The organism is Bacillus pumilus, from assembly GCF_003431975.1.
GTDB classification, from domain to species: domain Bacteria; phylum Bacillota; class Bacilli; order Bacillales; family Bacillaceae; genus Bacillus; species Bacillus pumilus_N.
Genome location: NZ_CP027116.1, coordinates 884,680 through 908,843 on the forward strand (window position 1 = coordinate 884,680; position 24,164 = coordinate 908,843).

Genomic DNA, 24,164 nt, shown 5'->3' on the forward strand with positions numbered 1-24,164 from the left:
TTAAACGTCGCTAACGAGCAACCAAGTTGCTTTGAAAGAAAAGCTGACAAAAAGAAATTCCAAAAAACACTTGACGCACACGGTGCTCAAATGTTATATTGAGAAAGTCGCTTCTGAGCGATAACGAAGATGATCTTTGAAAACTAAACAAGACAAAACGTACCTGTTAATTCGAGTTTTTATAAAAAAATCCTATGATACATCATAGGTAGTCAGTCAAACGCTGACGAAAAACAAAACTTCGGTTTTGTACTTTTTCGGAGAGTTTGATCCTGGCTCAGGACGAACGCTGGCGGCGTGCCTAATACATGCAAGTCGAGCGAACAGAAGGGAGCTTGCTCCCGGATGTTAGCGGCGGACGGGTGAGTAACACGTGGGTAACCTGCCTGTAAGACTGGGATAACTCCGGGAAACCGGAGCTAATACCGGATAGTTCCTTGAACCGCATGGTTCAAGGATGAAAGACGGTTTCGGCTGTCACTTACAGATGGACCCGCGGCGCATTAGCTAGTTGGTGGGGTAATGGCTCACCAAGGCGACGATGCGTAGCCGACCTGAGAGGGTGATCGGCCACACTGGGACTGAGACACGGCCCAGACTCCTACGGGAGGCAGCAGTAGGGAATCTTCCGCAATGGACGAAAGTCTGACGGAGCAACGCCGCGTGAGTGATGAAGGTTTTCGGATCGTAAAGCTCTGTTGTTAGGGAAGAACAAGTGCGAGAGTAACTGCTCGCACCTTGACGGTACCTAACCAGAAAGCCACGGCTAACTACGTGCCAGCAGCCGCGGTAATACGTAGGTGGCAAGCGTTGTCCGGAATTATTGGGCGTAAAGGGCTCGCAGGCGGTTTCTTAAGTCTGATGTGAAAGCCCCCGGCTCAACCGGGGAGGGTCATTGGAAACTGGGAAACTTGAGTGCAGAAGAGGAGAGTGGAATTCCACGTGTAGCGGTGAAATGCGTAGAGATGTGGAGGAACACCAGTGGCGAAGGCGACTCTCTGGTCTGTAACTGACGCTGAGGAGCGAAAGCGTGGGGAGCGAACAGGATTAGATACCCTGGTAGTCCACGCCGTAAACGATGAGTGCTAAGTGTTAGGGGGTTTCCGCCCCTTAGTGCTGCAGCTAACGCATTAAGCACTCCGCCTGGGGAGTACGGTCGCAAGACTGAAACTCAAAGGAATTGACGGGGGCCCGCACAAGCGGTGGAGCATGTGGTTTAATTCGAAGCAACGCGAAGAACCTTACCAGGTCTTGACATCCTCTGACAACCCTAGAGATAGGGCTTTCCCTTCGGGGACAGAGTGACAGGTGGTGCATGGTTGTCGTCAGCTCGTGTCGTGAGATGTTGGGTTAAGTCCCGCAACGAGCGCAACCCTTGATCTTAGTTGCCAGCATTTAGTTGGGCACTCTAAGGTGACTGCCGGTGACAAACCGGAGGAAGGTGGGGATGACGTCAAATCATCATGCCCCTTATGACCTGGGCTACACACGTGCTACAATGGACAGAACAAAGGGCTGCGAGACCGCAAGGTTTAGCCAATCCCATAAATCTGTTCTCAGTTCGGATCGCAGTCTGCAACTCGACTGCGTGAAGCTGGAATCGCTAGTAATCGCGGATCAGCATGCCGCGGTGAATACGTTCCCGGGCCTTGTACACACCGCCCGTCACACCACGAGAGTTTGCAACACCCGAAGTCGGTGAGGTAACCTTTATGGAGCCAGCCGCCGAAGGTGGGGCAGATGATTGGGGTGAAGTCGTAACAAGGTAGCCGTATCGGAAGGTGCGGCTGGATCACCTCCTTTCTAAGGATATATGGAGCAGTGTGCGTTTTCGTCTTGTTTAGTTTTGAAGGATCATTCCTTCAAGACATGTCTCTAGCGAGACAGGATTGTTCTTTGAAAACTAGATAACAATAAGTAATACATTCACATTGAATGCAATGCAAAGTTCATCACACATAGTGATTCTTTCTAAAGTAAGAAATGGTTAAGTTAGAAAGGGCGCACGGTGGATGCCTTGGCACTAGGAGCCGATGAAGGACGGGACGAACACCGATATGCTTCGGGGAGCTGTAAGCAAGCTTTGATCCGGAGATTTCCGAATGGGGAAACCCACTGCTCGTAATGGAGTAGTATCCATACTTGAATACATAGAGTATGAGAAGGCATACCCGGGGAACTGAAACATCTAAGTACCCGGAGGAAGAGAAAGCAAATGCGATTCCCTGAGTAGCGGCGAGCGAAACGGGAACAGCCCAAACCAAGAGGCTTGCCTCTTGGGGTTGTAGGACACTCTATACGGAGTTACAAAGGAACGATATAAGCGAAGAGGTCTGGAAAGGCCCGCCAAAGAAGGTAACAGCCCTGTAACTGAAATGTTGTTCTCTCCAGAGTGGATCCTGAGTACGGCGGAACACGTGAAATTCCGTCGGAATCCGGGAGGACCATCTCCCAAGGCTAAATACTCCCTAGTGACCGATAGTGAACCAGTACCGTGAGGGAAAGGTGAAAAGCACCCCGGAAGGGGAGTGAAATAGATCCTGAAACCGTGTGCCTACAAGTAGTCAGAGCCCGTTAACGGGTGATGGCGTGCCTTTTGTAGAATGAACCGGCGAGTTACGATCCCGTGCAAGGTTAAGCAGAAGATGCGGAGCCGCAGCGAAAGCGAGTCTGAATAGGGCGCATGAGTACGTGGTCGTAGACCCGAAACCAGGTGATCTACCCATGTCCAGGGTGAAGTTCAGGTAACACTGAATGGAGGCCCGAACCCACGCACGTTGAAAAGTGCGGGGATGAGGTGTGGGTAGGGGTGAAATGCCAATCGAACCTGGAGATAGCTGGTTCTCTCCGAAATAGCTTTAGGGCTAGCCTCAAGGTAAGAGTCTCGGAGGTAGAGCACTGATTGGACTAGGGGCCCCTACCGGGTTACCGAATTCAGTCAAACTCCGAATGCCGATGACTTATCCTTGGGAGTCAGACTGCGAGTGATAAGATCCGTAGTCGAAAGGGAAACAGCCCAGACCGCCAGCTAAGGTCCCAAAGTATACGTTAAGTGGAAAAGGATGTGGAGTTGCTTAGACAACCAGGATGTTGGCTTAGAAGCAGCCACCATTTAAAGAGTGCGTAATAGCTCACTGGTCGAGTGACTCTGCGCCGAAAATGTACCGGGGCTAAACGTATCACCGAAGCTGCGGACTGTTCTAACGAACAGTGGTAGGAGAGCGTTCTAAGTGCAGTGAAGTCAGACCGGAAGGACTGGTGGAGCGCTTAGAAGTGAGAATGCCGGTATGAGTAGCGAAAGACGGGTGAGAATCCCGTCCACCGAATGCCTAAGGTTTCCTGAGGAAGGCTCGTCCGCTCAGGGTTAGTCGGGACCTAAGCCGAGGCCGAAAGGCGTAGGCGATGGACAACAGGTTGATATTCCTGTACCACCTCCTCACCATTTGAGCAATGGGGGGACGCAGGAGGATAGGGTAAGCGCGGTATTGGATATCCGCGTCCAAGCAGTTAGGCTGGGAAATAGGCAAATCCGTTTCCCGTAAAGGCTGAGCTGTGATGGCGAGCGAAATTTAGTAGCGAAGTTCCTGATTCCACACTGCCAAGAAAAGCCTCTAGCGAGGTGAGAGGTGCCCGTACCGCAAACCGACACAGGTAGGCGAGGAGAGAATCCTAAGGTGATCGAGAGAACTCTCGTTAAGGAACTCGGCAAAATGACCCCGTAACTTCGGGAGAAGGGGTGCTTCTTAGGGTGTTAAAGCCCCGAGAAGCCGCAGTGAATAGGCCCAGGCGACTGTTTAGCAAAAACACAGGTCTCTGCGAAGCCGTAAGGCGAAGTATAGGGGCTGACGCCTGCCCGGTGCTGGAAGGTTAAGAGGAGCGCTTAGCGTAAGCGAAGGTGCGAATTGAAGCCCCAGTAAACGGCGGCCGTAACTATAACGGTCCTAAGGTAGCGAAATTCCTTGTCGGGTAAGTTCCGACCCGCACGAAAGGCGCAACGATCTGGGCACTGTCTCAACGAGAGACTCGGTGAAATTATAGTACCTGTGAAGATGCAGGTTACCCGCGACAGGACGGAAAGACCCCGTGGAGCTTTACTGCAGCCTGATATTGAATGTTGGTACAGCTTGTACAGGATAGGTAGGAGCCTTGGAAACCGGAGCGCTAGCTTCGGTGGAGGCATCGGTGGGATACTACCCTGGCTGTATTGACCTTCTAACCCGCTGCCCTTATCGGGCAGGGAGACAGTGTCAGGTGGGCAGTTTGACTGGGGCGGTCGCCTCCTAAAATGTAACGGAGGCGCCCAAAGGTTCCCTCAGAATGGTTGGAAATCATTCGCAGAGTGTAAAGGCACAAGGGAGCTTGACTGCGAGACCTACAAGTCGAGCAGGGACGAAAGTCGGGCTTAGTGATCCGGTGGTTCCGCATGGAAGGGCCATCGCTCAACGGATAAAAGCTACCCCGGGGATAACAGGCTTATCTCCCCCAAGAGTCCACATCGACGGGGAGGTTTGGCACCTCGATGTCGGCTCATCGCATCCTGGGGCTGTAGTCGGTCCCAAGGGTTGGGCTGTTCGCCCATTAAAGCGGTACGCGAGCTGGGTTCAGAACGTCGTGAGACAGTTCGGTCCCTATCCGTCGCGGGCGCAGGAAATTTGAGAGGAGCTGTCCTTAGTACGAGAGGACCGGGATGGACGCACCGCTGGTGTACCAGTTGTTCTGCCAAGGGCATCGCTGGGTAGCTATGTGCGGACGGGATAAGTGCTGAAAGCATCTAAGCATGAAGCCCCCCTCAAGATGAGATTTCCCATTCCGCAAGGAAGTAAGATCCCTGAAAGATGATCAGGTTGATAGGTCTGAGGTGGAAGCGTGGTGACACGTGGAGCTGACAGATACTAATAGATCGAGGACTTAACCTTTATTCTAATGTGAAGCATGAACATTGTTATCTAGTTTTGAGAGAACATTTTTAAAATATCTCTTGATTTATTTTCAATACATAGTATAATATCTTTTGTCACTAAATTGTCTGGTGATGATGGCGAAGAGGTCACACCCGTTCCCATGCCGAACACGGAAGTTAAGCTCTTCAGCGCCGATGGTAGTTGGGGGTCTCCCCCTGTGAGAGTAGGACATCGCCAGGCTTTCTTCATTCCGCAGTAGCTCAGTGGTAGAGCTATCGGCTGTTAACCGATCGGTCGTAGGTTCGAATCCTACCTGCGGAGCCAATTTGGAGAGCTGTCCGAGTGGCCGAAGGAGCACGATTGGAAATCGTGTAGGCGGTAACCCCGTCTCAAGGGTTCGAATCCCTTGCTCTCCGCCACAATTTACATATTAAAGGGCCCGTTGGTCAAGCGGTTAAGACACCGCCCTTTCACGGCGGTAACACGGGTTCGAATCCCGTACGGGTCACCATTTTATAGAATATATACCAGTGTTTTTATTCGGAGGATTAGCTCAGCTGGGAGAGCATCTGCCTTACAAGCAGAGGGTCGGCGGTTCGAGCCCGTCATCCTCCACCATATCTTTTATATCGTCGCGGGGTGGAGCAGTTCGGTAGCTCGTCGGGCTCATAACCCGAAGGTCGCAGGTTCAAATCCTGCCCCCGCAACCAAAATGGTCCGGTAGTTCAGTTGGTTAGAATGCCTGCCTGTCACGCAGGAGGTCGCGGGTTCGAGTCCCGTCCGGACCGCCATTTTTAAAATAAATACTTGGCTCGGTAGCTCAGTTGGTAGAGCAACGGACTGAAAATCCGTGTGTCGGCGGTTCGATTCCGTCCCGAGCCACCACTATTTGCCGGTGTAGCTCAATTGGTAGAGCAACTGACTTGTAATCAGTAGGTTGGGGGTTCAAGTCCTCTTGCCGGCACTGTTTTTCAAATGTGGAGGGGTAGCGAAGTGGCTAAACGCGGCGGACTGTAAATCCGCTCCCTCCGGGTTCGGCGGTTCGAATCCGTCCCCCTCCACCATTTTTATTTTCATAGGGGCATAGTTTAAAGGTAGAACAGAGGTCTCCAAAACCTCCGGTGTGGGTTCGATTCCTACTGCCCCTGCCAATTTTCTTAATATGATTCATAACATCTATGGCGGTTGTGGCGAAGTGGTTAACGCACCAGATTGTGGCTCTGGCACTCGTGGGTTCGATTCCCATCAATCGCCCCATTTTATTATTGGGCTATAGCCAAGCGGTAAGGCAACGGACTTTGACTCCGTCATGCGTTGGTTCGAATCCAGCTAGCCCAGTTGATATGCGGAAGTAGTTCAGTGGTAGAACACCACCTTGCCAAGGTGGGGGTCGCGGGTTCGAATCCCGTCTTCCGCTCCAATAATGGCGGCATAGCCAAGTGGTAAGGCAGAGGTCTGCAAAACCTTTATCCCCGGTTCAAATCCGGGTGTCGCCTTTTTTGAAAAGACTGCCGGGGTGGTGGAATTGGCAGACACACAGGACTTAAAATCCTGCGGTAGGTGACTACCGTGCCGGTTCAAGTCCGGCCCTCGGCACCATTGTTTTTTATAATAAGTTGCGCTCTTTAAAGATCATGCCGGTGTGGCGGAATTGGCAGACGCGCACGACTCAAAATCGTGTTCCTCACGGAGTGCCGGTTCGACCCCGGCCACCGGTATCTAGTTTTAGAACGTTTAAAACGTCTTTCTACAAATTGTAGGAGGGCGTTTTTTATTTGTTTTTTAACTGATTTTCACCCGACACAAGTACATCAAAAGGAGATTAACTTTTACTTTATTGATGGTTACCTTATTATTAAAATAAGGGACAGGATAATTGAAGAGGATTGGATAAATTGTACATAAGAGGTGTTGTAATGATTACGGTTAAAAATGCTGAAAGTTATCTTAAAAATAGCATTGGTGAAGATACCGATGATATAAAAAAGGTTTGGGAAACATTTAAAGCTTTTTCAAAGGAGACCGTAGAGGGCGAAGAAGATAAAGAAATTTTATTTCAGTGTGGTGTCTATGATTTTACAGGAGAGGAACTATTTCATTTTGACTTTGTACGTCAGTTTACAGTTTATGAAGAAGATGATTATTCTCATATGGAACAACTACACTGTGAATTTTTATTTAAACCAACAATCCAGTTAAAAAAGTTAAAGGTGATAGAAGAATGGTCAATGGATTATGACGATATAGATCATTTTTTTAATCATATTGAAGGTATTCATGAGTTTAAAATTCCTTTGAGTTTAAAGCCGATAAAATCAGTAATATATCAGGAAGAACTTTAATTCTTATTTCATTAACGGAGAGGGTATACTTTGCCTTTTTGGAATAATTTATCACGGAGTGCCGGTTCGACCCCGGCCACCGGTATCTATTAAAAGTTTCATGATCGGTTATTACCGTCAACCTAACGTTTCACCCTTGTGGTGAAACGTTTTTTGTAGTTTAAATGAGTTATTTAGATAAAAAATAGAAACCTATTAGAAAATAATGAGCATGTACTTCTTTTAGCAGAATAATCTTTAGATGATTTGTAACATTTGATAAGATACATTTAACCATGTAAGGAAACAAAATGGGATAGCACATTCACATAAACCAGTGTACTACCATTGTGTAACTAAATGAATATTTGTGGGTACATACACATCTTTAGCTTACATCATCATTGTGACCCAGTTTGAGGGGAGAATTTATGAAAAAACAAAATGATCATGAGGAGTTATTGACAGGTGGAAATGTCTCGAATGTATATCGTTCTGGAGATACGGTTCGTCGAGAAGTAAAGTCAGACAATATCAATATACGAAAGCTGCTAAAGCATTTAGAAAAAAAGAATTTCTCCTATGCTCCAAAGTTTTTAGGGGTTGATGAAAAAGGTAGAGAGATATTGTCCTTCATTGAAGGCATAGCCGGTCATGATCCCTTAAAAGAGTACATGTGCTCTCACGATGCTTTGAAAGAAATAGCGAGAATGCTTAGAATGTATCATGATGCTGTTTGTGATTTTCCCATTTCAGACGATTGGGAACGAATGGACAATACGCCTAATAACATAGAGGTTGTGTGCCATAATGATTTTGCGATGTACAACATCATTTTCAAAGATAAAAAGCCAATGGGTATCATTGATTTTGATGTAGCTGCTCCTGGTCCAAGACTTTGGGATATCGCTTATACCCTTTATACATGTGTGCCTCTCAGTAGACTTTTTCGCACTGAAACAGGGGAGGTCGTGAATTATCATTCATTAGAACATGCAGGTTATATCAAGTATAGAGTCAAACTGTTTTTTGAAGCCTATGGTGAGGACATAGCAGAAGATTATGTGGATATGGTGCTGCTGCGTTTAAAAGGGTTATGTCAGTACATGAAACGAAAAGCGAGTGAAGGGGATAGAGCTTTTCAAAAAATGATTCATGAGGGGCACCTTGAACATTATCAAAAAGACATACAATTCATTCATGAACATAGAAAAGAATGGATTTGAGATGTGCAGGGGTTTACGCCAATCGTTTAGCTTCCTGTCTTTAAATGAAAAGGCAAATAGTGATTGGATGAATCACCGTTAAGGAATCAGGGTTATGATTAGAATATAAATGAGAAATAGAATGAATATTAAAAAGGCGGAGTTGTTATCTTGCAAACGAAGACGATATTACAGACTATCATTGAAGACGAGGGATCTAGAGTTTATCCGCTTTTTAAACAGTATTGTGTGAAGAAAGAACAGGGTCTCCGTAAAGATGCGTTAAAGGTTCTTCAGACTTTTGTTGAAGAGATGAAGGGAAATGAATTTGCAGCACGGCGTTCATTTGTTGCTTGGCTGTTTGAAAAGATTGAACGGTTTGAGGATTGTCATCATTTGCTTGTGTATCCATTAATAATTGGGGTGATTCATCCTGTTCTGCAAGAGTGGGAGAGTGTTGATCCAATGGATGTGAGACCGTATCGCTGGCAGGGCTTGTTTGTGCATCAGGGAGAAGGGCTGCCCTATTTATTGAAGGCATTAGAGATTGGGGGCAGCAAGGAGCAGCGTGTGATTGTTCAAATTTGCGAAACCTATTTATCGGCTCTGTGGTATTCGTTTCATCATATACATGAAGATCTTTATTTAAGCACCTATGAGAAAGATCAAGAGCGAATTCAAAGCATTGAAGATGTCATGATGCTAATCGAAAATAAAAGGATTCGTATAAATGTCGAAAAACAAGCAGTCTACTATCACCAGCTTTTAACGGACTGGAAGGAATTTCAGCAGACGGAGACAAGAGGCTTTATGAAATGGTGTGCGGAGCGTAAGAAGCCATATGAGTGGGTAGAGGCATTTTATTATCACCAATAGCTGTTTGTATAATAAAAAGGCAGAAATCAACGCTGCCTTTTTATTGATGCCATATTCGCTCTATTTCTATCTGATCTGGATGAAAATATTTTAGGATATAAACATCTGGATTGCTTAGTTGCTGCCACTCCTTGAATCCAATCATCGGATCGGCATGTTTTAGAAGAAGGCTCATAATATTGCCGTGTGTGACGAATAGAGTATGATCTTTTCCTAATTTTATTTGTTCATAGAGTGCCTCTACAATACGATCCATCGCTTCTTGGCTCGATTCTCCTCCTTCACAGGTCATATGTAAGTCCGAAAAACTGAGCTTTAGTTTCTCAAACCAATCGTCCATTGGTTTGCTGCTTAACACACGTTCAGAGAGACGCTTATCAATTTGTACCTCGAGTTGTTTTGCATGAGCAAGAGGCTCAGTGGTTTGGATCGCTCGTGTATAAGGACTTGAGATAATGTGATTGAGCTGAATGCCGGAAAAAAGCTGTGCTAGTTCTTGCGATTGTGCGATGCCTTGAGGCGTTAAAGACGCATCCTCGGATTGTCCATTTGCTTGGCAGTGTCTAACGATATAATATGTTTTCATGGGCCACACCTTTCATCGAGTATAAAAAAATCATCCAGGATTGGATGAGGATAGGTTCATTTGTTCTGATTTGTTTCTTTATAGGGATCTGTGAGCTTCGAGGTGAGGTCTAAGTTGAACAAAAAATCATCTATGGTGTCTGAACCAAAGGGAAGTGCGGAGAAGTTAATTGGGATGATGTCTTCTTGCTTTTCAGTGGTGACCTGCTGCTTTTGCTGTTTTTTTCTCCAGTACTTAAACACGCGCATGTAAAGCCCCCTTTTCTATGAAAAAGATGGATTTATACATAATATACGGGGAGAGTTGTCCATGCGTCAAATGTTTTCTTAGAGAACGATCAAAAGAGCCACAGGAAAGTGCGGCTCTTTTGATCCATTTACATGGCACGACGTAATGCTCTCAGCACTTTACGCTCGCATTTTAAGTTGTAACGCTTCTGATGGAGTTTATCTGTGTTACATCTGCCAATGACTTGGCGGACATCTGGATGATAAATGATGAGTTGTCTGTAAGCTGGATCGTTTAAGAACGCGTGAAACCAGCTATGTTTTTTGAGATGGGTTGCGTTTCTAGAGATATCCTCTTCATCTACCTGTAGAAAAGGGATATACACAGCAAGCGAAAAGATATCGAAAATGAATCCCATGTTGGCTCCTCCTTCCATATTATTTCCTACGCTTAGAAGGCGGCAAGGTTTCATTCAATACAACTTTAAAAACAATCACAGTGCATAAACCATTCTTTTAATTCTTTGTCGTAATAAAAATACATCTTGCCGTTATCACCAATCATGAACCGAGGTTTTTCTTCTGAGGCGATTTGCAGCATGAATTCGCCTGGTTGATGATGGGGTGGAGATTGGATATATGCGCCATACCCACCGATTTTTGTGAATGAATCATGTGTATAGTGACGAAAGAAGTGTTCCGTTGCTTCTTCACTTTCATTTACTTCTGATAAATCGACATATGACCACGCTTCTTCCCAGCAGGGGTAGTCTTCGTGCTCACTTTCATTCCATTGAATTTGAAAGGGTTTGAGCCTCCGAACTTCTTCAGGAGTCTCAACTACTTCTAATCCTTCCATAGTTGCATATTCAATGAGCTTCCAGCCTTCGCCGTTTTTGGTGATATCAATCGGAAGTGCTTTCTGATTGAGAAAGATTTGAATCATCTTCCATTCATTGAATCCGTTTATTCCGCCTGGCACTTCAGGTAAATAAATTTGTAAGATTGGAATCATGACACCATCTTGATCTACTGGCCACCCTTGATCGGGATGGATGAAAAAATGACCACCAAACCAGCTGTGTGCAGCTGGATCAGGACGGAAGCCGCCAATTTTGGCGATGACTGGCGTTTTCCTAATTAAATTTAATTCTTGAAAAGCCTTGATCTTCATCGACTGTCCCTCCAGCCTTTAGCCTGCAATGTGTGCATCTTGAAATGTACCATTTATATTTCCTGTGACAATAATGACATGTCCCCAAAATAAATCACCGTCATGACAGTACACTTCAAACTCTCCACCTGGGTAAGCATGGAGGCTTTCAAGTGAGAGGCGGCTCATAAATTGATCCAGTGTGAGCTCTTCTTGTTTTTCAGCAGAGTCATCTTGCTCCTGCCAGTCTTTAGCTAGTTCAATCAGCTGATTTGCTGCAAATGATTTAATAGAAGCATCCCATGTAGTCTGCTCTTTCATGAGTTGTTTAGCGGTTTGAAGAGAGTCGTTTACTTTTTCATCTTCTTCGAGGTTGAAGTAGAGCAGGCACTCTTGATTGGTCCAGTGGATCGTTGTTTCAAATAAGTCTAGTCCTTTCACTAATTCAAAGGTGCCCAGCATGTCATCATGGTAAAAGACAGGTTTTTGAGCTTCTTCTAGTATCTCTTGGAGCTCTTGATCCTGTGTATCTGTATCAATAAGTGATACAAGCATGAACTCACCTTCACCTTTTCGAACCTGAAGTGTTACGACGGATTCTTTATGTAATTGTGCCTGCTTTTCTCGTAAGCCCTCTTCATCTGTTAACCAGCAAAGTCTTATGTTTTCGGTTGTGATGAGGTCTTTTTCTTTCCAGGCAATCAGTGGAATAGAAGCGGTCCAAAGAGATTCCTTTCCGGCTTTTCCAGCGCCTACTCCTGAAGGCCCTGTGATAGCTATGATGTGATCTATTTCTTCTCGGAATCTTTCTTCAAATGCATTTATTTGTTTGTTATTTTTCATGTGATGTCCTCCAGCCTGATTTTTTGAATATTTCTACCTTTATCACACCGCACATCAGGAGGAGAAATCAAGCTTTTTTTGCTTAAAACTGTTTTTAGATTGACAGAAGGAGATAAAATCCATGGATTGCTGGAGGTAGAGTCACATTAAAAAATAAATGGGCAAAGGATCGGAATTTGTATAATTTTAGGTTATTGAGTCGAAAAGCCTAGGTGATTCTTCCTTTTCTTTATAATTACTTTGACACGAATAGATGAAAAAAGTAAAGTAGTACTGAGTGATTTACAAACCCTTCTTCATCCATTGAATTGTGAAGTGTGCGTAAATGAAGTGTAAATGGATATATTTCCTTTTATTGACTCGTATTTTTTTTGAAACTTATGATGCTTCTTATACGTTATATTAAAGGAGCACATATATCCGGCGGAAACAGAGCATCGGAAGGCGTGGTGAAGAAGATTTACATTTGCAAAATCAATGTAAATTTTTTATGATTTCATTTATATCAGAACGATAATAAAGAAAGAAGAGGTTTTATGAAAAAAATATTTGCGAACAAATATAGCTTTTTTGTATTGGCTGTCCTTTTATTTTGGGCAAAATCGTACATGGCTTACAAAATGGACTTTAATTTAGGAGTGAAAGGTTCTTTTCAAGAGGGTCTTCTCTTATTAAATCCATTTAGTTCAGCCATTGTGTTTTTAGGACTGGCTCTCTTTTTGAAGGGTCGTAAATCTGCCATTGTTTTAATTGTCATTGACTTTATTATGACCGCACTTTTATATGCGAATGTAGCTTACTACCGTTTCTTTGATGACTTTTTGACTTTCTCCACAATGAAGCAGGCAGGAAATCTTGGAGGAGGTATGACTGGCGGTGTGTTATCTAGTATTAAACCGCATGATCTTTTGTATTTCCTTGATATCATCATCTTGATTGCGATTGTCATTTGGAGACCAGAAGTGAAGAAGTTCCAAATGAAAAAGACATTTGCACTGCTAATTGTGGCTGCAGGTGTAGGACTTTTCTTTGTTAACCTTCATTTAGCTGAAAAGGACCGCCCTGAATTATTAACAAGAACGTTTGATCATAAGTATGTTGTGAAATACTTAGGTGTTTATAATTATACGATTTATGACGGGGTACAATCAGCACAAAACGCAACACAGGTAGCAAATGCGAGCAGTGAAGATTTAACAGATGTTGTGAACTATACGGCTTCTCACTATGCTAAGCCAAACCCAGAGTATTTCGGTAAAGCAAAAGGGAAAAACATCATTAAAATCCATTTAGAAAGCTTCCAGTCTTTCTTAATTGACTACAAACTAAACGGAGAAGAAGTGACACCGTTTTTAAACAAACTGGCTCATGGTAAAGAGGATTTTACGTATTTCGATAACTTCTTCCATCAGACAGGTCAAGGAAAGACAGCTGATGCTGAGCTCATGATGGATAATAGTATGTTCGGCTTGCCAGAGGGAGCAGCGTTTGTGACAAAAGGTGAAAATACCTACCAATCACTCCCTGCTATCCTAGATCAAAAATTAGGCTATACGAGCGCAGTGCTTCACGGGGACTATAAATCTTTCTGGAACCGTGACACGATTTATAAGCACATGGGGTATGATCAATTCTTCGATGCTTCATATTACAACATGGATGAAGAGAATCTTGTGAATATGGGTCTGAAGGATAAACCATTCTTCAAAGAATCAATCCCAATGCTAGAATCAATGAAAAAGCCATTTTACGCACATTTAATGACACTGACCAATCACTATCCATTTAATTTAGATGAAAAAGATGCGACGATCGCTAAGGCAACAACTGGTGATAAAACCGTAGATAACTACTTCCAAACAGCAAGATATCTAGACGAGTCATTAGAGCAATTCTTTAAAGACCTGAAAAAATCAGGTATGTATAAAGACTCTGTCATTTTATTATATGGTGATCACAACGGTATTTCTGAAAACCATAACCGTGCAATGAGTGAAATTCAAGGGAAAGAAATTACACCATATCAAAATGCACAAAACCAGCGTGTACCGCTTATGATTCGTATTCCTGGCAAACAGGGCGGCGTGAACCATACGTATGGTGGTGAAGTAGACGTTATGCCAACACTTCTTCACTTACAAGGCATTGATTCAAATGAGTACGTGAATTTCGGAACAGATTTATTCTCTAAGAAGCATGATGAAACTGTTGCCTTCCGTAACGGAAACTATGTGACACCAAAATATACACTTGTAGATAACACTGTCTACGACACAAAAACTGGTAAAGTTGTGAAACAAAATAAAAAGACAGAGGCGATTAAAGCCCGTGTCGATAATCAGTTAAGCCTTTCAGATAAAGTGCTTTACCGGGATCTACTTCGATTCCATAAGCTGTCTGATTTTAAACCGGTAAATCCATCTGATTATTTCTATGGTAAATCAAAAGAAAAAGAAGCGGATTCTTCTGCTAAGTAACTGAGTTTTGGGCAAGCACAGAAGGGTGCTTGCCTTTTTCTCTCTCACTGCTTGATTTGTTGGCAAAATATGTTTATATTTAGGGGGATACAAGCGTGATGCCGGCGTGCCGCTGGCGGAACCCATTTCGTCCTAGGGGATTTCAGGAGGAGCTTATGACAACAAATACAAAAACACAAAAAAAGAAATCAGAAGTATGGGGCTGGATCAAAGCCATCTTAATCGCATTCATTGCTGTTTTTATCATTCGGAACTTTTTATTCGCGCCGTACATTGTAAAAGGGACTTCTATGAAACCAACACTACAAGACACAGAGCGGGTGTTTGTGAATAAAACGGTTGATTACTTCGGCGATTACAAACGGGGACAAATCATTGTTCTTGATGGGGAAGACCGCAGCACTCATTATGTCAAACGATTGATTGGTTTACCTGGTGATAAAATTGAAATGAAAAATGACCAGCTGTATGTCAATGGTCAAAAAGTGGCGGAGCCTTACTTAGCGTCAAACAAAAAGAAAGCAGCCGCAGATGGCACCTTGCTGACACCTGATTTTGGTCCTCTTACCGTTCCAAAAGGAAAGTATTTTGTCATGGGTGACAATCGTCAAAACTCAATGGACAGCCGCAATGGCTTAGGTCTTTTTACAAAGAGTGATATTCAAGGAACGACCTCATTTGTGTTTTATCCTTTCCAAGATGTTCGACTACTCAATGATTAATGAAAATCAGAAAAAAGCACACAGAAGTGTGCTTTTTTCTATTTCATTCAGCTTGGCTTTTGGTGATCGCCTGTTCAAGATCTGCAAGGATATCTTCAATCGCTTCTGTTCCAACAGATAAACGAATAAGCTCTGGTGTGACGCCTGTCGCTTTTTGTTCGGCTTCACTTAATTGCTGGTGTGTTGTGCTGGCAGGATGAATGATCAATGATTTAGAATCGCCCACATTTGCGAGATGTGAGAAAAGTTTAACGGAATCAATAAGCTTTTTACCTGCTTCTCGTCCACCTTTAATACCGAAAGTGAGAATGGCGCCTTGTCCTTTTGGTAAATAAGTTTGAGCAAGCTCATAAGATTCATGGCTTTCAAGGCCAGGATAGCTAACCCAATCCACAAGAGGGTGGTCTTGTAAGAATTGCGCTGTTTTTAACGCATTTTCACTATGTCGCTCGAGACGCAGATGCAAAGTTTCTAGGCCTTGCAAAAGTAAAAATGAGTTGAAAGGTGATAGGGCTGCTCCTAAATCCCGTAAGAGCTGCACACGTGCTTTTGTGATATAAGCCGCTTCTCCAATCGCTTCTGTATATGTCAGGCCGTGATAGCTTGGATCTGGTTCAGTCAGCCCTTTAAACTTATCACTGTCTGCCCATGGAAACCGTCCGCTATCGACAATGACACCACCAATTGATGTGCCATGACCACCAATAAATTTCGTAGCGGAATGCACGACAATGTCTGCACCAAACTCGATCGGCCTTAATAAATAGGGGCTTGCGAGCGTATTGTCCACAATTAGCGGAATGTGGTATTTATGTGCAATGGCTGAGACGGCTTCAATATGTAGAATGTCGCCTTTAGGATTCCCAATGCTCTCTGCATATACTGCCTTCGTTTTGTTTGTAATCGCTGCTTCGACTTCCTCTAGATTGGATGAATCAACAAATTTCACTGTGATGCCGAGCTTTTTGAGTGTATGGGCAAATAAATTATAAGTGCCTCCATAAAGGCTGCTAGAGGATACAATTTCGTCACCAGCTCCTGCAATGTTTAAAATAGAGTAGGTTGTCGCTGCTTGTCCAGATGAGACTGCAAGTGCTCCAATCCCACCTTCAAGCTCAGCAATCCGTTTTTCAAAAACGTCATTTGTAGGGTTCATAATACGAGAATATATATTTCCGGGCTCCTGCAGTCCGAATAAATTGGCTGCATGCTCACTATCTCTAAAACCGAAAGAACTTGTTTGGTAAATAGGTACAGCTCTTGAATAGGTGGCTGAATCTAGCTCCTGACCTGCGTGAATGGCTTTTGTTTCTAAACGGAATGGACGTTCTTCTGACATGTGTGTATCCTCCTTTTGTTAGATAAAACCAACTACTTTGATAAGAAATATTTAATAAGACTATAAATCTTGTTTCAAGCCTGGTCAATCATTTTTTAGATAAATCTGAAAAAATAATCAATAAAGTTCACAGGTCGTCATAATGTGTATCAACTTCAGCATACTGAAAATAGAAAAAGAATGGCTGTGAAAGCTCTATCACACAAGCATGGGTAAAGGAGCTTTTTCATTTCAATGAGGAAAAGTGTATATCTTCTAATAAAAAGAGAGATTATTTCATTAAACAAGGAGGAACGGATCTTTAGAATGGAGCAAAACATTCTAGTGTTGCTTGAAAAGAATATGTTCTTCATCCTTTCGTAAAATTCTATAAGCGATTCAACTCATTTCAAATACAAAGAATACAACACCAACTAGTGAAATGATGGGGGAAGGAAATGCTCTAAGTTACTTCTATATCAGAAGGAGATCGTCATAGGTTGGTTGCTACTTCAGAAGGGAAGGGCTTTTTTCCCAATGGGCTTTCTTGTATATACATATTTTAAGTGACAAGAGAAGAAGGAAAATATACTCACTCTTTTGTCGAAATTATCAGTAAATATTTCATAAAAGGTGTGACAACGACATATAATTAGGGCTTTTATATCTGATATTTCGGGGAAATTCTTTCTATCTCACAAAAAAGAAAGAAGATAGCAAAAAGATGATAAATATGAACTATTTAAAAAAAAGAAGAAAACAGAGGATTTGATTGACATTAAATGGGTGTTGTAGTTCTTATTGAGTGACAAAATATAGTAAATAAGAGAGGGTAAATACACTTAAAAGTGAATAATTGAATAAAAAGTCACATTTTATCCGAAAGTATGTTCGGTCTAAAATGGGATCTTCTGTTGATGTTTGGAGTGTGACGCCTATGATACGATCATCATAAGCTGGGAGGTGAAAAGTATGACTTATGCAGCGCCGCAAGTTGACTATTCCACTATGGAACCTGCTATTATGGACCAAGCTTGGTTCTTAGTATTTGTTGCTGTACTTCTTGGATTGGGAGCAACAGTCGTTCTAGGAGCAGCAGTTTGGTGTTTAGCAAACGGCAAGGGTAGCTTTACAGGAGCCGTTCAGTGGGAAAGTGGCTTAAAAGTCCAAATTGAATGTAAGTAGCTATACTTAGGATTCATCTTTTTACTTCTATGAAATGACACCAGGGCTAAACCGTCTGTGGCGGGCGGTTTAGCCTGATCTGTTTTTAAAGAATATGCAGACACTTGGAGGTTATATGTTTACGATCGAGAAATTAACCAAGACGTATAAAAATAATGTGACTGCTGTCAAAGATTTTCATTTACAGATCGACCCTCATCAAATCGTTGCTGTTGCTGGACCGAATGGTTCCGGTAAAACAACGATGATTAACTGTATACTCGGCATCATTAAGCATACAGAAGGAACGATTCTTTTGCAGGACGTCACAAATGACGAACCATCCTTTAAAAAACAAGTAGCCTATGTTCCAGATGATCTGCTGCTCCCTGAAGCATTGACTGGTGCGGAATATTTAGATTTTGTTTCTTCTATGTATGAATGTAAAACAATTCATAGAAGAAATCAACTAATTGAACTGTTTGATATGGACTCGGCTTTATCAAGACCGATCGAAACCTATTCACATGGGATGAAAAAAAAGACACAGCTGATTGCTGCCTTTATGCTTGATAGTCACTTGGTGATCATGGATGAGCCCTTTAGAGGACTTGATATTGAAGCGGTTATAAACACAAAGAAACTGATGAAGCGTTATGCTGAGCACCATGGTGCGATCTTGCTTTCAACGCATGATATGCTTTCAGCGGAAGAGCTGTGCCACAAAATCGCCATTATTTCTAAAGGAAATAAAATGGATGAAGGGACGGTCTCTGACTTAAAGGAAAAGTATCTATCAAGCACACTGGAACAGGTGTTTCTGAAAGCTTCAATGTTAAGTGATAGGGGTGCACATTTTGATGAAATCATTAATCATTTCTAAAATGATGCTTAAAATGTGGCAGCAGGAGATGTATAAGCTCTTTGATACTCAGACAAAGCGGATCATTGTGATCTTATTCTTTTTATTTGCCGTCACAATGGGAGCCATCATTGGATACAGTTTTACGGGTGTCTTTATGAAGGCTTTCTTAAATGGAGATGAACGTTCACTTGGATTACTCGTTGTGTCAATGGCGATCAATGCATCCATTTTTACAAGTTTGTTATTTGTTTTGATCAAGGTCAGAACGCCTGAACAAGACCGATTTTCTATGCAGCTCAGCTGGTTTCCGCTTTCTACCTTTCAGAAAAGTCTTGGATACTTTATTCCGATGGTGACAGTGGTAGCAGGGCTTGTTTTATTTTTTATCGGTATCCTACTTTTACCTAACTTTATTGCCCAGGGAATAGGTATTTTCTTTATCTTTACTTTCTTTTTAATGGTGATTTTGCAATCACTTTTTGTCTTAATGCTGCTGCAGCTCATTTATAACATGACCTATTTGCTCGTTCTAAAATTAAGATTACCGTTGCAAAAATTTGCAGCGATCTTTGTTTTATTGGTACTGGTTGTGGCGTATGGATTGACGCATTTTGATATTAGCCAAATTCAGCAATCATATCTTCAGTTTGATTATCATTTGATGTATTTTACAGCACCATTTTTTCTAGCGGCACAAGGGATGTCTCCAGAAGGGGTAAACTATGCCATTTTGATTCTGTTCATCCTTTTATCAACGGGCGGCGCATTTCTTTCTCTTGCGATGATGCCGATTATGGCGGAGAAAAAAGCGTTAACCTTTCTCAACAAGCTGCCGTTCTCTTCTTCAAAAAAATGGTCACTTATTGTAAAGGAAATCAAATCACAGGTGCGAAATGAAGAAAACATTTTAAACTTTCTCATCCTTCTCATTGTGATCCTATTCGTCCGTTATCAGTTTGGATTCCGGTTTGAGGAGGAAGCATTTTTTGTTCTATGTGCTCTTGCTGGATTAACAGCCTTCAACTCATTCGGCAATGATAAACGCATGCTAGGGATGTATAAAACATTTGGGCTAAGATCGTGGGAAGTGGCTCTCTATAAGTTTGTCGGTCTTTTGCTTGTTGGTGTCCTGCAAATTGCATTATTCATGCTGACAACTCTGACGCTTCCTGATCAAATTTGGCATGTATTGATTGGAGCCGCTGTCTTATGCAATGCCACTGCGCTCTTTTATGTAGTAGGTATTTTACTTCCTCTTGATCGGAACAATCCATACACAGGCATTTTTTCATTTGGAGCACTTATTTTACTCATGATTCCAATTGTTTTTATTGGAAACTATGTCATTGGGGAGTCGAGTCAAACGCTTCAGTGGCTGCTTGTCGCTGCTTTTGAAGGTCTGCTCATCTTTGCCATATACAAAGGTTTTTCATGGAGGTATTCACATGATTCAACTTCTTAACAATAAGCTAAAGATTGAGCGGGTACCGGCACTAGCACCATATGTGACCTTACAAAAGAGGCATCTCACGGATACGCAGTATGGAAGCACACTCCCGATCAACGAAAGTGCCTATCAGATGTTAACGAAAGTGGATGGCAAGAGGACAGAAGCGAGTATTACAGCAGAGCTCGCCGATTTGTTTCAGGTCGATGAGTCTGTGATTTCTCGTGACTTTTATCAACTGATGATGGGGCTGAATCAGCATCACTTGCTGGCTATTCATTATCAATCACCATATCGGATTGTGACAGCCTGTTGTCAATTTTTTAAACAGTATCAAGTGAAAATGAAGGAACGATTTGATTGCACTGGTCACTCGTTCCTTCATATTTTGGGGACGGCTTTGCTCATGGTGACGCGTAAAATCATCTTTTTCTGGATGCTTTTCATGGTCATGGCAGGGATCGCTTTTTTATTCATTCCTGACCCGTCAATTGCAGCCATTGCGATTTATTTTACGATTATATATGTTGGGTTGATTACTGGGACCGCCTTGCATGAGGCTGCACACGGCTATGCGCATCGAAAATTTGCTGGACGAGATGGTCCACAAGGCTTTTTTGCGAGTGATATGATGTCTGTGAAATTTGTAAGACCGGTATTAGATCCGTTTCAGAAGAAGCATGTATGGATTACGCTGATTGGGCCGCTTCTCCCTGGTGTGATCGGGGCAGCCGGCATCATTGTGACCGTATTATGTCTGAAAGAAAATCCAATCTCGACAGGCTTCTTTATTTTTTCAATCACGTATTTTATTCAATTACTCTATCTTCTTCCGTTTATGGGGGATGGTAAATCCATTATGAAGCAGCTATTGCTTGGAGGAATGGGGGGACAACGATCATGAACGTACAGGCGATGAAACAAGGCGCTATTGTTGGTGGTTTTCTAGGGTTTTTAGGCTTTCCAATGCTGACAATTGGTGTATTGTTCTATCATTTATTTCAATCAAAAACGAATGATGCCTTATTATTTAATAGTCTCGCTTTTGAGATGGAAGGTTCATCCGCATTTACTTTTCAGATCAAGCCAAATTTTTTCATCTATATGATAGTAATTTTTGCTGCGAGTTTTCTGATTGTGGCTTTCTTATCAGCAATGAAGCAGAAAAAAGCGAAAGGTTAGGAGAATTCTCCTAATCTTTTTTGTATGGTCAACCAAATTTTAGTATAATAGATAATAAAAAACATCAAAGGGGATCACAATGTTAAAAAAATGGAGCATTCTTTTATTCGCTGTTTTTCTATTAGCAGGATGCGGTGAGAAGGCCGAAGAAACCACAACAACCGAGAAGACGGTTTCGACAATAAAAACAGAATCGGCAGCCAAGAACCAAGTAACCATCGAACAAATGAAGCTGACAAAAAAAGAAAAAAACTTACTCGAAGCATCGACCACTAACGAAATGGTGGCTCTGACACTAAAGGGATTAACGAAGAAGGATAAGAGTATTACGTTTATCGGGAGTCATTACAAAAATGGCCGGTTAGTCAATCAGGAAGCATCATCTGCAACTTTTACTTTACATCAGGATGGAACCGACCAAACGATGAATGTGCTTCTGCAATTACATCATGAGCAAGGTACTTATGAATCACAATTTAGTATTTGGTCAGATAAAAAGAATAATGGGATGACAAAAGCGACATCAAGCTTCCCTTTCAAAGTAAGTGATTATGTATTCTCTGTACAGTCTGATACAGTTAGAGTCTCTTCTGGAGGCAAGGCGCTGATTGCGTATACAGCGGATATGGGGAAAGATGGAAATGCTCCAATGCTTGAAAAGATTGAGAAAAACCCTAAGCAAGCGCTGAAGAATAAATCTCATGCTTATTTATTTTATATCCAACTAGATTAATAACTATCGTAATATAAACAGAGAATATGAAGTTTTTTGACGAAAAATCTTCATATTCTCTTGACGAATTGTTTAGAAAGTTGTAACATAATAAAAGTCAATGCGATGACGTTGCTTTAAAAAATTGATGCGGGTGTAGTTTAGTGGTAAAACCTCAGCCTTCCAAGCTGATGTCGTGAGTTCGATTCTCATCACCCGCTCCAATACATAATTTTGTTTATAACGCAGTATTTCGTTTCATAGATAAACGAAGTGTTGCGTTTTTTATTATGTCAGTATAATGTGAAAAAGCACTGTCAGGCTACAGTGCTTTTTCAATGAGTTCATATTGGCTTTCTCCGCCATGTATTTGTACAAACATCTTGGTCAAGGATTGGATTAATGCTTCACTCTTTTCCCGGGAAATAGATGGTGGAAACAGGATGATTTGCAAAATGTTTTTTGTGTCTTGAGAGATTTGTGCGCTACTTGCTTGAGAAAATAATCCCTTCAATCCCGCATCGTCCTGCCATTCAATATGACCAGCCTCATCTTTTTCAAGTGAAAGCGGCTCTTTTATACGGTCAGCATCAAATGTCAGAATGGGCAAGAAATATTTTAAAGAGAAAAAGATCGACAAATCCTGTACGGAATTGGTCGAGTCAATAAATTGTTCCTTTTGGATATCAGCAAGAATCGGAAGGAAAGGAACGTCTGTTAAAAGGTCCGTCCATTCTTTGATCGCTGGTACTTCCTTTAATACTTTATCTTCGTATTCAAAGAATAAAGATTCTTGAAACAGGCGTAGTCGGCCTTTTAACATTTGAGGAGAGGTACCAACCTCAATATGCGAATATTCAATCTGTCCAACATGGATAGACGGGTTTTGTGGATGAGAAATTTCCATATGTATCTTCACAGTGACTCACTCCAATCGGTCATGATACACTCGTATTATACTGAAAACAACAGAAGAAACAAAGAAAGGAGGTCTGCAAGGTGATTCATGTTGGAGAATTAAAAGAAGAATTGATTCAATATGCGAAAGAAATTGGTGTCGATAAAATTCGATTTGCAAGTGCTGATACATTTGATTCATTAAAGGACCGCCTCATCTTACATGAATCGTTAGGGTATTTGTCAGGTTTTGAAGAGCCTGATATTGAAAAGCGAACAAACCCTTCTTTGCTGCTTCCGAAGGCTAAATCAATTGTTGCGATAGCGCTCGCGTATCCTTCCAAAATGAAAGATGCTCCTCGAAGTACAAAGGATGAAAGAAGAGGAATCTTTTGCCGGGCATCTTGGGGAACGGACTATCATGTTGTGCTGAAAAAAAAGCTCGATATGCTCGAAGAATTTTTGCGAAGCAAACATGTCGATATACGGACAAAATCAATGGTGGACACAGGGGAACTGTCTGATCGCGCGGTAGCGGAACGCGCTGGCATAGGTTTTAGTGCAAAGAACTGTATGATTATCACACCAGAGTTTGGATCTTATGTGTATTTAGCAGAAATGATCACAAATGTCCCCTTTGAACCGGATGAGAAAATTGAAGACCAGTGCGGGACGTGTAATAAATGTGTAGATTCGTGTCCAACTGGTGCACTTGTGAATCCTGGACAACTGAATTCCCAGCGATGTATTTCCTTTTTAACGCAGACTAAAGGGTTTTTGCCTGACGAATTTCGTTCGAAAATAGGCAATCGCTTATATGGGTGTGATACGTGCCAAATCGTCTGTCCGATCAATAAAGGAAAGGATTTTCATTTGCACCCTGAAATGGAGCCGGATCCTGAAATTGCGAAGCCACTCTTAAAGCCGCTTCTTACAATCAGCAATCGTGAATTTAAGGAAAAATACGGTCACGTTTCAGGTTCATGGCGGGGAAAAAAGCCGATTCAGCGAAATGCGATTTTGGCACTCGCTCACTTTAAAGATACATCTGCTTTACCTGTGTTAATTGAGTTAATGCACAAAGATCCACGTCCTGTTATTCGAGGCACGGCTGCTTGGGCGATTGGGAAAATGGGCGACGAACAGCAGCTCCCAGAGCTTGAAAAAGCCCTTGAGCGTGAAAGTGATGAGGAAGCGAAACAAGAAATTGTCAAAGGGATTGATTTCTTACAGACACCTTTAAATACTAAATAACATCCCTGTGAACA

At 42.5% G+C, this 24,164-nt stretch carries 19 protein-coding genes, 17 tRNA genes and 3 rRNA genes; 32 read left to right on the top strand and 7 right to left on the bottom strand.

What is annotated here, in order from left to right:
• Positions 1-254 precede the first annotated feature (254 nt).
• The 22 genes from C5695_RS04255 (at position 255) to C5695_RS04360 (ending at position 9,303) form a co-directional block, all read left to right on the top strand.
• Positions 255-1,803: ribosomal RNA gene (locus C5695_RS04255) — 16S ribosomal RNA — on the top strand.
• Positions 1,804-1,985: 182 nt separating this feature from the next.
• A 23S ribosomal RNA gene (locus C5695_RS04260) occupies positions 1,986-4,916 on the top strand.
• A 109-nt stretch (positions 4,917-5,025) separates the two neighbouring features.
• Positions 5,026-5,141 (top strand): 5S ribosomal RNA (gene rrf / locus C5695_RS04265).
• Together the 16S, 23S and 5S rRNA genes with 16 tRNA genes alongside form the textbook arrangement of a ribosomal RNA operon.
• Positions 5,142-5,150: 9 nt before the next feature.
• Positions 5,151-5,225 (top strand) — tRNA-Asn (locus C5695_RS04270).
• Between the two features lie 4 nt (positions 5,226-5,229).
• Positions 5,230-5,320, top strand: a tRNA-Ser gene (locus C5695_RS04275).
• 17 nt (positions 5,321-5,337) lie between these two features.
• Positions 5,338-5,412 (top strand) — tRNA-Glu (locus tag C5695_RS04280).
• Between the two features lie 31 nt (positions 5,413-5,443).
• Positions 5,444-5,519, top strand: a tRNA-Val gene (locus tag C5695_RS04285).
• Positions 5,520-5,534: 15 nt separating this feature from the next.
• A tRNA-Met gene (locus tag C5695_RS04290) sits at positions 5,535-5,611 on the top strand.
• Between the two features lie 4 nt (positions 5,612-5,615).
• Positions 5,616-5,692, top strand: a tRNA-Asp gene (locus tag C5695_RS04295).
• Between the two features lie 18 nt (positions 5,693-5,710).
• Positions 5,711-5,786: transfer RNA gene (locus C5695_RS04300), tRNA-Phe, on the top strand.
• A 6-nt stretch (positions 5,787-5,792) separates the two neighbouring features.
• Positions 5,793-5,865: transfer RNA gene (locus C5695_RS04305), tRNA-Thr, on the top strand.
• Between the two features lie 15 nt (positions 5,866-5,880).
• A tRNA-Tyr gene (locus C5695_RS04310) sits at positions 5,881-5,965 on the top strand.
• 13 nt (positions 5,966-5,978) lie between these two features.
• Positions 5,979-6,052 (top strand) — tRNA-Trp (locus tag C5695_RS04315).
• Positions 6,053-6,082: 30 nt separating this feature from the next.
• A tRNA-His gene (locus tag C5695_RS04320) sits at positions 6,083-6,158 on the top strand.
• Positions 6,159-6,167: 9 nt separating this feature from the next.
• Positions 6,168-6,239 (top strand) — tRNA-Gln (locus tag C5695_RS04325).
• A 7-nt stretch (positions 6,240-6,246) separates the two neighbouring features.
• Positions 6,247-6,321, top strand: a tRNA-Gly gene (locus C5695_RS04330).
• A gap of 5 nt (positions 6,322-6,326) precedes the next feature.
• A tRNA-Cys gene (locus tag C5695_RS04335) sits at positions 6,327-6,397 on the top strand.
• Between the two features lie 14 nt (positions 6,398-6,411).
• Positions 6,412-6,500, top strand: a tRNA-Leu gene (locus C5695_RS04340).
• Between the two features lie 37 nt (positions 6,501-6,537).
• A tRNA-Leu gene (locus C5695_RS04345) sits at positions 6,538-6,619 on the top strand.
• Between the two features lie 198 nt (positions 6,620-6,817).
• Positions 6,818-7,243 carry a hypothetical protein gene (locus tag C5695_RS04350; protein WP_117729490.1) on the top strand — a complete coding sequence of 142 codons (426 nt, stop codon included), beginning with the start codon at positions 6,818-6,820 and terminating at the stop codon, positions 7,241-7,243.
• A gap of 410 nt (positions 7,244-7,653) precedes the next feature.
• Positions 7,654-8,448 carry a phosphotransferase gene (locus C5695_RS04355; protein ID WP_117729493.1) on the top strand — a complete coding sequence of 265 codons (795 nt, stop codon included), beginning with the start codon at positions 7,654-7,656 and terminating at the stop codon, positions 8,446-8,448.
• A 150-nt stretch (positions 8,449-8,598) separates the two neighbouring features.
• Complete coding sequence (locus C5695_RS04360; protein WP_117729495.1) at positions 8,599-9,303, top strand: hypothetical protein; 705 nt, start codon at positions 8,599-8,601, stop codon at positions 9,301-9,303.
• Positions 9,304-9,343: 40 nt separating this feature from the next.
• On the opposite strand, the gene C5695_RS04365 is transcribed toward C5695_RS04360, so the two are convergent.
• From C5695_RS04365 to C5695_RS04385, 5 genes are all read right to left on the bottom strand, one after another.
• Positions 9,344-9,889, bottom strand: a complete 546-nt coding sequence (locus tag C5695_RS04365; protein ID WP_117729497.1) for a histidine phosphatase family protein — start codon at positions 9,887-9,889, stop codon at positions 9,344-9,346.
• A 56-nt stretch (positions 9,890-9,945) separates the two neighbouring features.
• The gene (locus tag C5695_RS04370) at positions 9,946-10,137 is read right to left on the bottom strand and encodes a hypothetical protein (protein ID WP_117729499.1); all 192 of its coding nucleotides are present in this window, start codon (positions 10,135-10,137) and stop codon (positions 9,946-9,948) included.
• A gap of 128 nt (positions 10,138-10,265) precedes the next feature.
• Positions 10,266-10,535 (bottom strand): hypothetical protein, encoded by a 270-nt coding sequence (locus C5695_RS04375; RefSeq protein WP_117729501.1) that lies wholly within the window; start codon positions 10,533-10,535, stop codon positions 10,266-10,268.
• Between the two features lie 65 nt (positions 10,536-10,600).
• Positions 10,601-11,290, bottom strand: a complete 690-nt coding sequence (locus tag C5695_RS04380; protein WP_117729504.1) for a DUF1963 domain-containing protein — start codon at positions 11,288-11,290, stop codon at positions 10,601-10,603.
• An 18-nt stretch (positions 11,291-11,308) separates the two neighbouring features.
• Positions 11,309-12,112, bottom strand: coding sequence for a DUF2262 domain-containing protein (locus tag C5695_RS04385; RefSeq protein ID WP_117729506.1), 804 nt, complete (start codon positions 12,110-12,112; stop codon positions 11,309-11,311).
• Positions 12,113-12,648: 536 nt separating this feature from the next.
• Between C5695_RS04385 and C5695_RS04390 the strand changes: the two genes are divergently transcribed.
• Both C5695_RS04390 and lepB read left to right on the top strand, forming a co-directional pair.
• On the top strand, positions 12,649-14,589 hold the full coding sequence (locus C5695_RS04390; protein ID WP_117729509.1) for a lipoteichoic acid synthase: 1,941 nt from the start codon (positions 12,649-12,651) through the stop codon (positions 14,587-14,589).
• Between the two features lie 155 nt (positions 14,590-14,744).
• Positions 14,745-15,311, top strand: coding sequence for a signal peptidase I (gene lepB, locus C5695_RS04395; protein ID WP_117729511.1), 567 nt, complete (start codon positions 14,745-14,747; stop codon positions 15,309-15,311).
• A 43-nt stretch (positions 15,312-15,354) separates the two neighbouring features.
• Here lepB and C5695_RS04400 read toward each other — a convergent pair whose 3' ends face one another.
• Positions 15,355-16,650, bottom strand: coding sequence for a homocysteine synthase (locus C5695_RS04400; protein ID WP_117729513.1), 1,296 nt, complete (start codon positions 16,648-16,650; stop codon positions 15,355-15,357).
• Positions 16,651-17,601: 951 nt separating this feature from the next.
• On the opposite strand from C5695_RS04400, the gene C5695_RS04405 reads away from it, so the two are divergent.
• The 7 genes from C5695_RS04405 (at position 17,602) to C5695_RS04435 (ending at position 22,223) form a co-directional block, all read left to right on the top strand.
• Positions 17,602-17,814, top strand: a complete 213-nt coding sequence (locus C5695_RS04405) for a hypothetical protein (RefSeq protein WP_003211695.1) — start codon at positions 17,602-17,604, stop codon at positions 17,812-17,814.
• 115 nt (positions 17,815-17,929) lie between these two features.
• On the top strand, positions 17,930-18,676 hold the full coding sequence (locus C5695_RS04410; protein ID WP_117729515.1) for an ABC transporter ATP-binding protein: 747 nt from the start codon (positions 17,930-17,932) through the stop codon (positions 18,674-18,676).
• Positions 18,654-20,120, top strand: coding sequence for a hypothetical protein (locus C5695_RS04415; protein ID WP_117729517.1), 1,467 nt, complete (start codon positions 18,654-18,656; stop codon positions 20,118-20,120). Before C5695_RS04410 ends, C5695_RS04415 begins: the two co-directional genes overlap by 23 nt.
• On the top strand, positions 20,104-21,009 hold the full coding sequence (locus C5695_RS04420; RefSeq protein WP_117729520.1) for a PqqD family protein: 906 nt from the start codon (positions 20,104-20,106) through the stop codon (positions 21,007-21,009). The genes C5695_RS04415 and C5695_RS04420 overlap by 17 nt, the downstream gene beginning before the upstream one ends.
• Positions 21,006-21,287, top strand: a complete 282-nt coding sequence (locus C5695_RS04425) for a hypothetical protein (RefSeq protein ID WP_058014465.1) — start codon at positions 21,006-21,008, stop codon at positions 21,285-21,287. The genes C5695_RS04420 and C5695_RS04425 overlap by 4 nt, the downstream gene beginning before the upstream one ends.
• A gap of 79 nt (positions 21,288-21,366) precedes the next feature.
• Complete coding sequence (locus tag C5695_RS04430; protein WP_117729523.1) at positions 21,367-22,020, top strand: hypothetical protein; 654 nt, start codon at positions 21,367-21,369, stop codon at positions 22,018-22,020.
• 129 nt (positions 22,021-22,149) lie between these two features.
• A tRNA-Gly gene (locus C5695_RS04435) sits at positions 22,150-22,223 on the top strand.
• A gap of 98 nt (positions 22,224-22,321) precedes the next feature.
• On the opposite strand, the gene C5695_RS04440 is transcribed toward C5695_RS04435, so the two are convergent.
• A complete protein-coding gene (locus C5695_RS04440; protein ID WP_233230806.1) occupies positions 22,322-22,918 on the bottom strand; it encodes a hypothetical protein in 597 nt (198 codons plus the stop codon).
• A gap of 83 nt (positions 22,919-23,001) precedes the next feature.
• Here C5695_RS04440 and queG point away from each other — a divergent pair, with 83 nt between their 5' ends.
• Positions 23,002-24,150: a tRNA epoxyqueuosine(34) reductase QueG gene (gene queG / locus C5695_RS04445; protein ID WP_117733003.1), complete on the top strand. Its 1,149-nt coding sequence runs from the start codon at positions 23,002-23,004 to the stop codon at positions 24,148-24,150.
• The last annotated feature ends 14 nt before the right edge of the window (positions 24,151-24,164 follow it).